This is a genomic window from Pseudomonas solani, assembly GCF_026072635.1.
Classification (GTDB): domain Bacteria; phylum Pseudomonadota; class Gammaproteobacteria; order Pseudomonadales; family Pseudomonadaceae; genus Metapseudomonas; species Metapseudomonas solani.
On sequence record NZ_AP023081.1, the window covers coordinates 6,241,822 to 6,255,359 of the forward strand.

The 13,538-nt window shown below is 66.1% G+C and carries 10 protein-coding genes; 5 read left to right on the plus strand and 5 right to left on the minus strand.

The window, feature by feature from the left end:
- Positions 1-342 precede the first annotated feature (342 nt).
- A complete protein-coding gene (locus PSm6_RS28305; protein ID WP_265168951.1) occupies positions 343-1,788 on the plus strand; it encodes a SulP family inorganic anion transporter in 1,446 nt (481 codons plus the stop codon).
- Between the two features lie 197 nt (positions 1,789-1,985).
- On the opposite strand, the gene PSm6_RS28310 is transcribed toward PSm6_RS28305, so the two are convergent.
- On the minus strand, positions 1,986-3,038 hold the full coding sequence (locus PSm6_RS28310) for an NAD(P)-dependent alcohol dehydrogenase (protein ID WP_021220015.1): 1,053 nt from the start codon (positions 3,036-3,038) through the stop codon (positions 1,986-1,988).
- Between the two features lie 907 nt (positions 3,039-3,945).
- Here PSm6_RS28310 and PSm6_RS28315 point away from each other — a divergent pair.
- A complete protein-coding gene (locus tag PSm6_RS28315) occupies positions 3,946-5,202 on the plus strand; it encodes an OprD family porin (protein ID WP_184491667.1) in 1,257 nt (418 codons plus the stop codon).
- Between the two features lie 310 nt (positions 5,203-5,512).
- Here the strand turns inward: PSm6_RS28315 and PSm6_RS28320 are convergent, their stop codons facing one another.
- Positions 5,513-6,706 (minus strand): GGDEF domain-containing protein, encoded by a 1,194-nt coding sequence (locus tag PSm6_RS28320; RefSeq protein ID WP_265168952.1) that lies wholly within the window; start codon positions 6,704-6,706, stop codon positions 5,513-5,515.
- 125 nt (positions 6,707-6,831) lie between these two features.
- The gene (locus PSm6_RS28325) at positions 6,832-7,935 is read right to left on the minus strand and encodes a DUF2855 family protein (RefSeq protein ID WP_265168953.1); all 1,104 of its coding nucleotides are present in this window, start codon (positions 7,933-7,935) and stop codon (positions 6,832-6,834) included.
- A 203-nt stretch (positions 7,936-8,138) separates the two neighbouring features.
- Between PSm6_RS28325 and PSm6_RS28330 the strand changes: the two genes are divergently transcribed.
- Both PSm6_RS28330 and PSm6_RS28335 read left to right on the plus strand, forming a co-directional pair.
- Positions 8,139-8,870, plus strand: a complete 732-nt coding sequence (locus PSm6_RS28330; RefSeq protein ID WP_265168954.1) for a carbon-nitrogen hydrolase family protein — start codon at positions 8,139-8,141, stop codon at positions 8,868-8,870.
- A gap of 51 nt (positions 8,871-8,921) precedes the next feature.
- Positions 8,922-9,572 (plus strand): tetratricopeptide repeat protein, encoded by a 651-nt coding sequence (locus PSm6_RS28335; RefSeq protein ID WP_265168955.1) that lies wholly within the window; start codon positions 8,922-8,924, stop codon positions 9,570-9,572.
- 296 nt (positions 9,573-9,868) lie between these two features.
- Here the strand turns inward: PSm6_RS28335 and PSm6_RS28340 are convergent, their stop codons facing one another.
- Both PSm6_RS28340 and PSm6_RS28345 read right to left on the minus strand, forming a co-directional pair.
- A complete protein-coding gene (locus PSm6_RS28340; RefSeq protein ID WP_043242065.1) occupies positions 9,869-10,216 on the minus strand; it encodes a hypothetical protein in 348 nt (115 codons plus the stop codon).
- 95 nt (positions 10,217-10,311) lie between these two features.
- Positions 10,312-11,520 carry a sugar transporter gene (locus tag PSm6_RS28345; RefSeq protein WP_265168956.1) on the minus strand — a complete coding sequence of 403 codons (1,209 nt, stop codon included), beginning with the start codon at positions 11,518-11,520 and terminating at the stop codon, positions 10,312-10,314.
- A 625-nt stretch (positions 11,521-12,145) separates the two neighbouring features.
- Between PSm6_RS28345 and ppnN the strand changes: the two genes are divergently transcribed.
- Positions 12,146-13,528, plus strand: a complete 1,383-nt coding sequence (gene ppnN, locus PSm6_RS28350) for a nucleotide 5'-monophosphate nucleosidase PpnN (protein ID WP_021220007.1) — start codon at positions 12,146-12,148, stop codon at positions 13,526-13,528.
- Positions 13,529-13,538 lie beyond the last annotated feature (10 nt).

Sequence of the window (13,538 nt, forward strand, 5' to 3'; positions counted from 1 at the left end):
GTGGATGAAAAGAGCGCCATCCACCCTACACATCGGTCAGTTTCGTGGCCTGGATTGGGCAAGGTGCCGTAGGTTGGCGCCGAGCGCAGCGAGGCCCAACACAACCATGTCCGGTCTCGCGGCGAGCTCAACCTGTGGGAGCGGCTTCAGCCGCGAAAGACTCGCCGCCAACACCTGGCTACGCGTTGTCGGATGCTCCATCGCGAATGAATTCGCTCCCACGAGATGGGCTGTGGGGTGGACGTCCGGCTCGGGCCAGCCGACCGGGGCAACTGGCCCGGGCGGGGGAGTTTCCGTAGAATCCGCCGCCCCTTCCCTTGTCCCGCCCTCCCCCGGTAATCCATGAAACCAGCCCGCATTCGCGCCGACGTCCTGGCCGGCCTGACGACTTCTTTCGCCCTGGTGCCCGAGTGCATCGCCTTTGCCCTGGTGGCGCAGCTCAATCCGCTGATGGGTCTGTATGGCGCGATCATCATCTGCACCCTGACGGCGCTGTTCGGCGGGCGGCCGGGCATGGTGTCCGGCGCAGCCGGGTCGATGGCGGTGGTGATCGTGGCGCTGGTGGTTCAGCACGGCGTGCAGTACCTGCTGGCCACGGTGCTGCTGGGCGGGGTGATCATGATGGCCTTCGGGTTGCTGCGCCTGGGCAAGCTGGTGCGCATGGTGCCGCACCCGGTGATGCTGGGCTTCGTCAACGGCCTGGCGATCATCATCGCCCTGGCCCAGTTGGAGCACTTCAAGGCCGGCGAGACCTGGCTGTCGGGCATGCCGCTGGCGACCATGCTCGGCCTGGTGGCGCTGACCATGGCCATCGTCTACCTGCTGCCGCGCCTGACCCGCGCCATCCCGCCGGCCCTGGCGGCCATCCTCGGCGTCGGCCTGCTGGTGTACTTCATCGGCCTGCCCACCCGTACCCTGGGCGACATGGCGCATATCGCCGGCGGCCTGCCGGCCTTTGCGCTGCCCGAGGTACCGTGGAGCCTGGAGACGCTACGCATCATCGCCCCCTATGCGCTGCTGATGGCGATGGTCGGGCTGCTGGAAACCCTGCTGACCCTGAACCTCACCGACGAGATCACCGAGAGCCGGGGCTACCCGGACCGCGAGTGCGTGGCCCTGGGCGCGGCGAACATGGCCTCGGGCCTGTTCGGCGGCATGGGCGGCTGCGCGATGATCGGCCAGACCGTGATCAACCTCAGCTCCGGCGGCCGTGGCCGCCTCTCCGGCGTGGTGGCCGGGGGCATGATCCTGCTCTTCGTGCTGTTCCTCTCGCCGCTGATCGAGCGCATCCCCCTGGCCGCGCTGGTGGGCGTGATGTTCGTGGTGTCGCAGCAGACCTTCGCCTGGGCCTCGCTGCGGGTCCTGCACAAGGTGCCGGTCAACGACATGCTGGTGATCATCGCGGTGACCGTGATCACCGTGTTCACCGACCTGGCCACCGCGGTGATGCTGGGCATCGTCATCGCCGCCATCAACTTCGCCTGGCAGCACGCCCGCGAGCTCTACGCCGACAGCCACCTGGAAGCCGACGGCAGCAAGCTGTACCAGGTGCACGGCACGCTGTTCTTCGCCTCCACCACGCCCTTCCTCGCCCAGTTCGACCCGGCGGGCGATCCGGCCCAGGTGACCCTGGACTGCCGCCATTTGAGCTTCGTCGACTACTCGGCCCTCACCGCGCTGATGACCCTGCGCGAGCGCTACACCAAGGCCGGCAAGCACCTGCGCGTGGTGCACCTGTCCGAGCGTTGCAAGCAGTTGCTCAAGCGGGCGGGTGTGCAGCACGGGTGAGTTCTTCGCGAGCAGAGCTCGCTCCTACGGTGGAAAGGCGTCTACCGGGAAGTCGGCGCACGCCCTTGGCACGGATGTAGGAGCGAGCTCTGCTCGCGAAAGCAGCCACAGACGAAATGAAAATGCCCGGCCACCGCTGATGCGATGGCCGGGCATTTTTCTGTGCCTGGGCCTGGCGGCTCAGGCCCCTGCGTCGATCAGCCCGCCTCGGACAGCGAGGCCATGTCGATCACGAAGCGGTAGCGCACATCGGATTTCTCCATGCGCTCGAAGGCTTCGTTGATCTGGTCCATGCGGATCATTTCGCAGTCCGGGAGGATGTTCTTGCGGGCGCAGAAGTCGAGCATCTCCTGGGTCTCGGCGATGCCGCCGATGGGCGAGCCGGCGAGGCGACGGCGGCCGAGGACGAAGGGGATGGTCAGCTGTTCGTCGATGGGGCCGATCTGCCCGACTATCACCAGGGTGCCGTCGATATCCAGCAGCGACATGTAGGGCGAGACGTCGTGGCGCGAGGGCACGGTGTCGATGATCAGGTCGAAGCTGGACTGCGCGGCGGTCATCGCCTTCTTGTCGGAGGACACCAGCAGGCGGTCGGCGCCCAGGGCCTTGGCGTCATCGGCCTTGTCGGCGCTGCGGCTGAGTACGGTGACTTCGGCACCCAGGCCGACGGCGAGCTTGACCGCCATGTGGCCGAGGCCGCCGAGGCCGATCACGCCCACGCGGCTGCCGGGGCCGACGTTCCAGGTGCGCAGCGGCGAGTAGCTGGTGATGCCGGCACAGAGCAGCGGCGCCGCCTTGGCCAGGTCGAGGCCTTCCGGCACGCGCAGGACGAACTCCTCGCGCACCACCAGGTGCTTGGAGTAGCCGCCCAGGGTGACTTCCTTGGTGATGCGATCACGGCTGTTGTAGGTCTGGGTGTTGCGCTCGCGGCACAGCTGCTCTTCGCCCTTGCGGCACTGGTCGCACTGCATGCAGGAGTCGACCATGCAGCCCACCGCCACGTTGTCGCCGACCTTGTGGCGCGTCACCGCCGAGCCCACTTCGATGACCCGGCCGATGATCTCGTGGCCGGGGACGATGGGGTACAGGCTGAAGCCCCAGTCATTGCGGGCCTGGTGCAGGTCGGAGTGGCAAACGCCGCAGTAGAGGATTTCCATCGCCACGTCGTTGGGGCGCAGTTCGCGGCGCTCGAACTTGAAGGGCGCGAGCGGTGCAGCGGCGGTTTGCGCGGCATAACCGATTGTGAACATGAGCAGTACTCCAGGGGTTGAGGATCAGCCGACGCGTCGGCCTTCGATGGGATAGGCGGGCCCGGAATCCGGCCAGGAGCGAAGATTAAGCGTCGACGGGGTCTGTCCGGTAGCCGACTACTCCGGCGTGATTGCCCATTCCTGCCAATCGTCGAACGACTTGAAAGGTGCATTCCAGAGCGCTCGGCGCATTGCCTGATACTGCAACGAGGCGCTTGGCCATTCGCCGTATCGATGATGGGGCATTAGCCCGGCGAGGCCTCTGCCAGGCTCTGATACGAGGTTTGTGGAGCGCCGGACCGGCTCTCCGGGGAGTCGACCCACCCTGCCCGCCAGGCGGCGAAAAACCTGGCCATGCGGTTAGCTTGTGCGGCGCCATGACGCATAGGGCGGAAGTGAATGAGCAATCAACTGCCCAGACTTATATATGTAAGATGCATTGCACGCGTTTCGCTCGAACCGATATTTAACCCATTGCCCGATACTCCAACAGTGCAACTTGGCGAGTGCAGCAATCCTCTTCTCGCGCCTATAAATCGCGGCCAAAAAAAAAGCCGCTTCAAGAGAAGCGGCAAATAAACCAAAGGATGATGAACTGGAGCAAGGCGCCACTCCGACAACGAACTGGAGCAGCGCCCTGAGGTATTCATCGCCGCCAGAATACGCGCCACACCCAATCGCAAACTATTAATTTCATTGATATTAATCATCAATCTCATCAGTTACGGATTACTTGCGCGCGCGTGTTAACTGTTACCCGCCACTTATTCTGCGGACCTTATAAGCAACAATTAGTTCGCACTGTCACGGTTGGGAATCTACAGTTTCCCGGTCGATCGGCAATTGAATAAGCGGTCTCTTCCTGCCGACTCCAAGCCATCAAAAAAACCAATATCTGGGAGCATCCATGCATAACCGAAACTATATAGCCGCCGCCTGCACGCTGTTGGCCCTGAGCATCGCACAGGCCCACGCCAGCGAGCAGTCCGACGCCAAGGGCTTCGTCGAAGACGCCAGCCTCAAGGTCCTGCTGCGCAACGCCTATTTCAACCGTGACTACAAGGACAAGACCAACGACGCCAAGGTCTGGGGCCAGGGCTTCATCGGTACCTTCGAGTCCGGTTTCACCCAGGGCACCATCGGTTTCGGCGTGGACGCGTACGGCCTGCTCGGCATCAAGCTGGACAGCGGCCGGGGCCGTAACTACAGCGCCTTCTTCGACACCGACAGCGACGGCCACCCGGTGGATGACCTCTCCGAAGCCGGCGGCGCGGTGAAGCTGCGCTTCTCCAACACCGTGCTCAAGTACGGCAACCAGTTCCCCTCCCTGCCCGTGCTCGCCTATGACGACAGCCGCCTGCTGCCGCAAGCTTTCACCGGCACCCTGGTGACCAGCAAGGAAATCGAAGGCCTGGAACTGAACGTCGGCCGCTTCACCGCCGACAGCCCCATGGGCGACCCGGCACGCGACCCCAATCGCCTGAAGAGCATCGATGTGATCGGCGGCAGCTACGTCGTCAACGATGCGCTGTCCGTGGCCCTGTACCACTCCGATGTCGAAGACACCTTCAAGAAGTACTACGGCAATGTGAACTACACGATTCCGTTCAACGCGGAACAGGCCCTGAACTTCGACTTCAACATCTACCGCACCGACTACGACGACAACTCCGATGCCGCGCTGGACTTCGGCGGTGACGGCAACAACGACAAGAACACCCTGTGGAGCCTGGCCGCCAAGTACAGCGTCGGCGCCCACGCGTTCATCATCGCCCACCAGCGCAACACCGGTGACGCCGGCTACGCGTACGACTACGGCGACGGCGGCAGCACCATATACGTGGCCAACTCCTACTACTCCGACTTCAACCTGAAGAACGAGCGTTCCTGGCAGGCGAGCTACGAGCTAGACTTCGCCACCTACGGCGTACCCGGCCTGAGCTACAAGGTCGCCTACGTACGCGGCAGCAACATCGAGGCTGGCGGCGAGAGCGACGGCACCGAGCGCGAGCTGTTCAACCAGTTCAAGTACGTGGTGCAGGACGGCCCGGCCAAGGACCTGTCCCTCAAGCTGCGCAACTCGATCTACCGCGCCGACAACAACGTGGGCCCGGACCTGAACGAAATCCGCGCCTTCGTCGAGTACCCGATCAGCATCCTCTGATCACCCGCATGTGCGCCGGGCAATCCGGCGCGCTCGCCCTCGTCGCCCTGGCGGCGCCGAGGGCAGCAATGTCCGGCCTCGCTCAGGCGTTCCCCGTAGGAGCGGCTTCAGCCACGAAAGACTCGCCGCCGGCACAAGGCTGCGGGTGGCCGGTTATTCCATCGCCAATGAATTCGCTCCTACAGATTCCCGCAAGCGCTTCGCGAGCAGGGCTCGCTCCTACGGGATCGTGCCCCGGTACCCGTAGGTTGGCGCCGAGCGCAGCGAGGCCCAACACAGCGCTGCTTCACCCGGGCATTGTCTAACCCGCTCAGCAGAGCGTCATGGCCGCCAGGCAGGCACGGTTGCGGCCTTCCTGCTTGGCCTGGTAGAGCAGCTGGTCGCAGCGCGCCAGCAGGTCCTGGGCCTGGACCAGGCCCTCGCCGCTGGAGAGCGAGGCGCCCAGGCTGATGGTGTGATGGCGCAGGCCATCGGGGCGGTGCAGGTGCTCCATGTCCAGGCCCGCCACCTGCACCCGCAGGCGCTCGGTGATGTGCTCCAGCTCGGCCTGGCAGCTCACCTGCAACAGCACGACGAATTCCTCGCCGCCATAGCGGAAGACTTTCGCCTGGCCGTCGCGCAGGGTGTGCACCAGGCTGCCCACCACCTCGCGCAAGCAGCGGTCGCCGGCCAGGTGGCCGTAGTGGTCGTTGTAGGGCTTGAAGTAGTCGATGTCCGCCAGCAGCAGCGCGAAGGGCCGGCCGTGCAGGCTCATCTGGTACCAGTACTCCTCCAGCACACGGTCGAAGGCGCGACGGTTGCCCACGCCGGTGAGCGCATCGGTGCTGGCCAGTTCGTGCAAACGACTGTTCAGCGTAGCCAGCTCGGCGCGCTGGTGGCGCCCTTCCAGGTCGGCGAGGAAGGCCTGGCGCACGCCTCGGATATTGGTCCAGCTGATGAACAGGCTGAAGACCAGCACCGGCAGGTAGACCAGGGTGAAGATCAGCAGCGCCTTGGTATCGCCGGGATGGAGCAGCGCGACGTTGTAGAGGATCACCCCGGAGATGACCAGCGAGCAGGCCAGGATGCCCCGGAACGAGTAGCGCACCCCCAGGTTGCCCAGCACGATGAACACCACCGAGGCATAGAGGAAGGTGGCCACATCGGGCGAGTCGCTGCGCTTGAGCAGCTCGAACCAGGCGACGGTGGAGACGATGTCATGCAGCGGCATGAGCATGTCCATCAGCAGCACGCTGCGGCTGTAGCGGAACACCAGGAAGATATTCAGCAGCCCGAGCAGGCTGAGCAGGCCACGGGTGACCAGCGACTCCATTCCCATGTCCGGGATCAGCACCGCGTCGGCCAGCACGTAGGAGTCGTAGGCGATCATCGCGATGAAGTTGATCGCCAGCAGGAAGCCCCGGTGGTGCTCCAGCACATAGGCGCGGAACGCCGGCTGCAACAGGTCGGGAATGCGCCCTCGGCGGTGCCGGGCCGGTACTGTCGGGGACTCGGGAAGGGTCATGGGCGCTTAGCCTGGGATGCCGCCGGGGCGGCGGTCATAGCAGTTGGCCAGTCTAAGCAGGCGCGCGGGCCGCGTCTACTGGGACGAGAATCATTCCGCCCTCACCGCGCGCCCTGCCCCGCGGCTCACTCGGCCAGGGAAAGCACCACACCCACTTGCGGCTCCAGTTGCCCCTGCAAGGCCGCCAGGTAACGCTCGCGCACCACCTCGGCGCCGTGGCCGTACTCGAAGATCAGCCACGAGCGGGCGAAGCCGTTGAAGGCCTGCCAGCGCTCGGCGAGCGTGCGGGCAAAGGCCTCCGATCCCCACAGCTGGTGCAGGCGCTTGCCCTCGTTGGGGGCGAAGAAGAACACCGGTTTCGGCCCCGGCAGGCCATTCGGCAGTGCCTGGCGCTGGTCCCAGTGGGAGGCGCCGACCTGGCAGCTGTAGCGCAGCGCCGCCTGCAAGTGGCCGTGCAGGCGGGCGAGTAGCTGGCTGTTGCCCGCCAGGTCGATGACCATCGACGGCACATCACCGGCCAGGGATTCCACCTCGCCGTATTCCAGCACCCGGTCATAGCAACCCAGCCCGGCGGCGAAGGCGCGGTTGGCCGTCGAGGACAGGCCGATCACCTCGTAGTCCTGGCCACGCTCGGCACGGTGCCGGCTGAGCAGGTAGGCCAGGCTGATGGCGGTCTTCGCCGACGCACTGGTGATGATCACCTGGCGCGCGCCGAAGGCCTGGTTGCCGGCGACGAATTCGTCGAGCAGGAAGGCGGTGGTGAACAGCGGCCGCAGGAGCATCTGCGGGGCCTCGCTGTCGTCGCTGTAGAGCGGGTCGGTGGCGCAGTTCAGGTAGTGGTTGTAGATGGCCGGCAGGCCCTGGCGATGAGCGATGGTGTCGGTGAAGCCCTGGGCATCGACGCGCCCCGGCTCCATTACCACATGGCTGGCCATGGGGTAGTAACCGTAGAAGCGCTCACCCTCGCCGACACCCTCGCAGCGCGATTGCAGCACCACGGCGAAGCCCCAGACCGGGATCAGCCCCTGGCCCTCCACCGTGGGGAAGAAGCGCCAGTAACCCATGGCATCGCCCAGCGCCGCATAGCTGATGTTGTTGGCGGTGAAGGCGAAGCGCTCGACGCCCAGCAGCACCTGCCCCTCATCCAGCTCGACGGCCAGCTCGCGACGGTGGGACTGGCAATCATCCAGCTGCGTGCGGTTGATCCGCAGTTCCTGATAGGTGCTCATGGGGCGGTTCCTTGTGGGGTGGGCGGCCAGCGGAAAGCCAGTCTAGAAAGGCGCCGGAAGCGCGTCCAGATGCCGCCATGGATCAATCAGCCGCTGAATGACGTGCACAGGGTACAGGTGCATGGGCCACCCCTCGAAAAGGCTCTGGCGTGGGGCTGCCACGGCGATTTAGCATGGCGCCCTCATCTGCAGGAGCACACCACGTGAAGCTTTGCGCCGCGCAACTGTCGTCGATCACGGGCGACATCGAAGGCAATATCGGCAAGCACTGCGCGTTCATCCAGCGGGCGGTGGAACAGGGCGCCGCCTTGATCCTGTTTCCCGAGCTCTCGCTGACCCACTACGCGCCGTCCCTGGCCCAGGGCCTGGCCACCACGCCCGACGACCCACGCCTCGACGCCCTGCAGCACCTCGCCGACGTGCACGGCATCATCATCTGCGCCGGCCTGCCGGTGACCGGCGCGCCGCTGCCGCGCATCGGCATGGTCATCTTCCAGGCCCACCAGCCACGCGGTCTCTACTGCAAGCAGCGCCTGCACGCCGACGAGCTGCCCTGGTTCAGCCCCGGCGAAGGCCAGGCGCTGATCCGCCTCGGCGAACACGGCCTGGCGCCGGCCATCTGCTACGAATCCATGCTCCCCGAGCACGCCGACGAGGCCGTCGCGGCGGGTGCCGACTTCTATCTGGTCAGCGTCGCCAAATCGGCCAACGGCATCGCCGCAGGGCAACAGCACTACCCCGCCATGGCCCGCCGCCATGGCATGCCGCTGCTGATGAGCAATAGCATCGGCCCGGTGGAAGGCTTCCTCACCACCGGCCAATCCGCCGCCTGGAACCGCCAGGGCGACTGCCTCGGCACCCTCCCCGACGGACAGGAAGGCCTGGTGCTGCTGGACCTGGAAAGCGAACGCGTCGAGCTGATTCCCGGCCCCTGACGCCCCCGCTGCGGGGCGTGCAACAACCCTCTTTCACGCAAAGGAATTCCCATGGTCATCAGGAAGCTGATGCTTCTCGCCGCCGTTTCACTCTCGTTGCTGCAAACCGCCGTGGCCGAGGAGGACGCGCAGATCGTCGAGCGCATCGACGCCCAGGTCCGCGCCAACGCGCAATGGACCCAGGAGGCCGAACAATGCCCGGCCGACCTGATGCCCGCTCGCCGAGCACTGGAAATCAACGCCTATGACTGCAATACCGCCGACCAGCTGGATGGCTGCCTCACGCTCTGCACCGCCGGGGACGCCTACTCCTGCCTGCGCACGGCCGTGACCCTGCAGCAACTCGGCGGCGACCCCGCCGGCTTCGAACCCCTGTACCAGCGCGCCTGCAAGCTGGGCGCCGCCTCCGGCTGCACCAACCACGCCGCCGGGCTGTATCGCGCCGACATGCAGAGCGAGCGCGTGCAGGCCTGCGCCGCCCGCAGCTTCACCCGCGCCTGCGACCAGGACGACCCCTGGGCCTGCACCATGCTCGGCATGTACCTGGCTCGCGGTATCGGCGTGAAGAAGGACCTGCCAAAGGCCCTGGAGGTGCTGAAGAAATCCTGCAAGCACGGCGAGGAAGACCCCGCCTGCAGCAACGCCCTGCAGCTCGGCGCGAGCATCAGGAAGACGCTGGATAAGGCCAAGCCGGCCGATTGACGACGCGTCCCGCCATGCCTGAGCCCACTTCCCTTGCACAACGCATCACCACGTGGTGCACATGAGCTTTTGTAGGGTGGGTAGAGCGAAGCGAAACCCACGCGGCAGAGGTGGTAGGAATCCTGCGGAACCGTGCTTGGGCGCCTTATCTAAAACCACGACAGCTAACGCAGGCATAGCGTCTTTCGTTATGCCTTAGCCCCCACAGCATGGGTTTCGCTTCGCTCTACGCCATCCTACGAGAGCTGCAGCGCGCGCAGCGATGTGAGGCGTGGGGGCAACGCAGGTAGCTCGCCTTACTCGCTGGGCAGGTGCTTGCCGTGCTTGGCACCGAGCTTGTCGACGTAGTCCACGTCCTCGTCACACAGCATGTAGCCCGCCATGTAGGCGTCCTGGTCGATGTCCGCGCCTTCGCCGGCGGCGTAGCGGGCCTCGTCATAGGCGGGCAGCTGGTAGTGGGCGAGGAATTCGGTGATCAGCGCCTCGCGCTTGGCATCGCCAACGTCATAGCCGCCGTCGTAGAACAGCCGGTCGATGCAGGACACCGCGCCCCGGTAGCGCGACTGATCCGCGTCGAGGGTGGTCGCTTGCACAGCGACGGGCAGCAGCAGGGAGCCGATCAGCAGCAGGGAACGGAGCGCCATGGGAAATCCTTCTCGTTGGGGTGGGTGGCGGAGTGCCAGCGGCGCCACGTTAGCAAGCGCCGCCCGCCGTTGCCGTGAAGCCGGTCCCCTTCTGCTCAGCGCCCACCCCGCAAGGCATCGGCGAACTTCCAGCAGGCGAACAGCGCCAGCACCAGACCCGTCACGGCGAGCACCGCACCGGCATTGCCCACCTGCTGCAGGGCGATGTGCTGGCTGACCAGGCTGCCCAGCAGCGCGCCACCGCCGATGCCGACGTTGTACAGCCCGGAGAACAGCGCCATGGCCACGTCCGTGGCGTCGGACGCCAGGCGCAGCACGCTGGATTGCTGAGCCAGGCCGAAGCACATGATCGCCATGCCCCAGAGCATGCTCATGCCCAGCAGCCAACCATGGTGCTGGGCCAGCGGCAGGAGCAGCAGCAGGCTCGCCGCCAGGGTGCTGACCGCCACCAGCAGCAGCCCCCGGGGGAAGCGGTCGCTGTAGCGGCTGAAGAGCACCGAGCCGAAGATGCCGGCACCGCCGGAGAGCAGCAACAACAGGGTGGTCATCTGCCCGCTCATGCCGGCCACGTCCCGGGAGAAGGGCTCGACGTAGCTGTAGGCGGTGAACTGCGCGGTGATCACCAGCACGGTGAGCACGTAGAGCGCCACCAGCGGCGGGCGCTTGAGCAGCATCGGCAGGCTGCGCAGGGAGCCGGAGTTCTGGCTCGGCAACAGCGGCAGGGTGCGCGCCAGGCACAGCGCCGTGAGCACCGCCAGCCCGGCGATGGCGAGGAAGGTGGTGCGCCAGCCCAGGGCCTCGCCCACCACGCGACCGAGGGGAATGCCCAGGACCATCGCCATGATGGTGCCGGTGGCCAGCAGCCCCAGGGCCTTGGCCTGCTTGCCCGGCGGCGCCACGCGCACCGCCAGCGACGCGGTGATGGACCAGAACACCGCATGGGCGAAGGCGATGCCGATGCGGCTGAGCATCAGCACGCCGAAGCTCCAGGCCACGCTGGACAGCAGGTGGCTGGCGATGAACAGCACGAAGACGAACACCAGCAGCTTGCGCCGCTCGATGTTGCGGGTGAGCAGCATCAGCGGCAGCGAGGCCAGGGTCACCACCCAGGCGTAGAGCGTCAGCATCAGGCCGACCTGGGCGGTGGGCATCTCGAAGCTGCGGCCGATGTCGCTGAGCAGCCCCACCGGAACGAATTCGGTGGTGTTGAAGATGAAGGCGGCCAGGGCCAGGGCGATTACGCTCAGCCAGCTGCCGGCGCGGGGTTCGGGTGTCGGGTCGAGGGTGGGGCGTTCAGGGCTCAAGGGCTGTTCCGGGGCTGTGGCTGGAGTCGGGACAGGGTCGATGCGCCTCCACCGCGCATGCCAGGGGCCGCCCGGGGAGCAAGGCACGGGGCGGACGGCTGCGGCAGGGTTTGTTCTTGGAATGGGAGGGGGTACGGCCTGGAAGCGGCGATTCTACGCCTCCAGCGGCCATGGCACCAAGGCGAATGACCGGTGGGTCGCCGGAGTGGGCCGGCGAGTGGTGGGAGCGGTTTCAACCGCGGGGCCTGGCACGGCATCTTTCGCGAATGAATTCGCTCCCACGACGAGGTGGCCTGTGACATTGAGCGGGGGCAGACCTGCGGTCTGCTGGGCGAATGAATTCGCCCCTATAGGTACGGCGCCCCCGTAGGTCGGGTGCAACCCGACGGCATTGATTGTGCCCATTCCTCGCGGAGCAGATCGCACAAAATGCTTGTCAGAGCCCAAGGGTTCCCGCTATCTACATGAACCCACCTGATTGCGGTGCGCCGATCGACAGTGCCTGAAGCACACCCCCGGCGCGTCACACGACTGCCGGTGCCACGCCAGAATCCGCGCCCGGCGCTCATCACCCCGATGCGGGGGCCGAGCGGCCCGCCCGACATCGCTTTTCATGGAATAGAGAATGCCCCCGAGACACGTGGTCAACGCCGAAGTAAGCCCCAAAGGCAGCCTGGAAACCCTCTCCCAACGCGAAGTGCAGCAACTGAGCGAAGCCGGTTCCGGCAGCATCTACACGCTGTTCCGCCAGTGCGCCCTGGCCATCCTCAACACCGGCGCGCAGATCGATAACGCCAAGACCATCCTCGACGCCTACAAGGACTTCGAGGTGCGCATCCACCAGCAGGACCGCGGCGTGCGCCTGGAACTGCTCAACGCCCCGGCCGATGCCTTCGTCGACGGCGAGATGATCGCCAGCACCCGCGAAATGCTGTTCAGCGCCCTGCGCGACATCGTCTACGCCGCCAGCGAGCTGGACAGCCTGCGCATCGACCTGGAGAGCTCCCAGGGCATCACCGACTACGTCTTCCACCTGCTGCGCAACGCCCGCACCCTGCGCCCGGGCGTGGAGCCGAAGATCGTCGTGTGCTGGGGCGGCCACTCCATCAGCACCGAGGAATACAAGTACACCAAGCGCGTCGGCCACGAGCTGGGCCTGCGCAGCCTCGACGTCTGCACCGGCTGCGGCCCGGGCGTGATGAAGGGGCCGATGAAGGGCGCCACCATCAGCCACGCCAAGCAGCGCATCGTCGGCGGCCGCTACCTGGGCCTGACCGAGCCGGGCATCATCGCCGCCGAAGCGCCCAACCCCATCGTCAACGAGCTGGTGATCCTGCCGGACATCGAGAAGCGCCTGGAGGCCTTCGTCCGCGTCGGCCACGGCATCATCATCTTCCCCGGTGGCGTGGGCACGGCGGAGGAGTTCCTCTACCTGCTGGGCATCCTCATGCACCCGGACAACCTCGAGCTGCCCTTCCCCGTCATCCTCACCGGCCCGCGCAGCGCCGAGCCCTACCTGCAGCAACTGCACGCCTTCGTCGGCGCCACCCTGGGCGAGGAGGCGCAGAAGCGCTACCAGATCATCATCAACGACCCGGCCGAAGTGGCCCGACAGATGGCCCAGGGCCTGAAGGAGGTGAAGCGCTTCCGCCGCGAGCGCAACGACGCCTTCCACTTCAACTGGCTGCTGAAGATCGACGAAGGCTTCCAGCGCCCCTTCGACCCCACCCACGCCAACATGGCCAGCCTGCAGCTCAGCCGCTCGCTGCCGCCCCACGAGCTGGCCGCCAACTTGCGCCGCGCCTTCTCCGGCATCGTCGCCGGCAACGTCAAGGACAAGGGCATCCGCCTGATCGAGGAACACGGCCCCTACGAGATCCACGGCGACGCGCAAGTGATGCAGCCGCTGGACCGTCTGCTCCAGGCCTTCGTCGAGCAACACCGCATGAAGCTCCCCGGCGGCGCGGCCTACGTGCCCTGCTACCGGGTGGTGGAAAGCGGCCACTGAGCCGCCAGCG

What these genes read in the sequence shown, in the direction of transcription:
- PSm6_RS28305 (WP_265168951.1), top strand. Translation starts at nt 343, where the DNA reads ATGAAACCAGCCCGCATTCGCGCCGACGTCCTGGCCGGCCTGACGACT.
- PSm6_RS28310 (WP_021220015.1), bottom strand. Translation starts at nt 3,038, where the DNA reads ATGTTCACAATCGGTTATGCCGCGCAAACCGCCGCTGCACCGCTCGCG.
- PSm6_RS28315 (WP_184491667.1), top strand. Translation starts at nt 3,946, where the DNA reads ATGCATAACCGAAACTATATAGCCGCCGCCTGCACGCTGTTGGCCCTG.
- PSm6_RS28320 (WP_265168952.1), bottom strand. Translation starts at nt 6,706, where the DNA reads ATGACCCTTCCCGAGTCCCCGACAGTACCGGCCCGGCACCGCCGAGGG.
- PSm6_RS28325 (WP_265168953.1), bottom strand. Translation starts at nt 7,935, where the DNA reads ATGAGCACCTATCAGGAACTGCGGATCAACCGCACGCAGCTGGATGAT.
- PSm6_RS28335 (WP_265168955.1), top strand. Translation starts at nt 8,922, where the DNA reads ATGGTCATCAGGAAGCTGATGCTTCTCGCCGCCGTTTCACTCTCGTTG.
- PSm6_RS28340 (WP_043242065.1), bottom strand. Translation starts at nt 10,216, where the DNA reads ATGGCGCTCCGTTCCCTGCTGCTGATCGGCTCCCTGCTGCTGCCCGTC.
- ppnN (WP_021220007.1), top strand. Translation starts at nt 12,146, where the DNA reads ATGCCCCCGAGACACGTGGTCAACGCCGAAGTAAGCCCCAAAGGCAGC.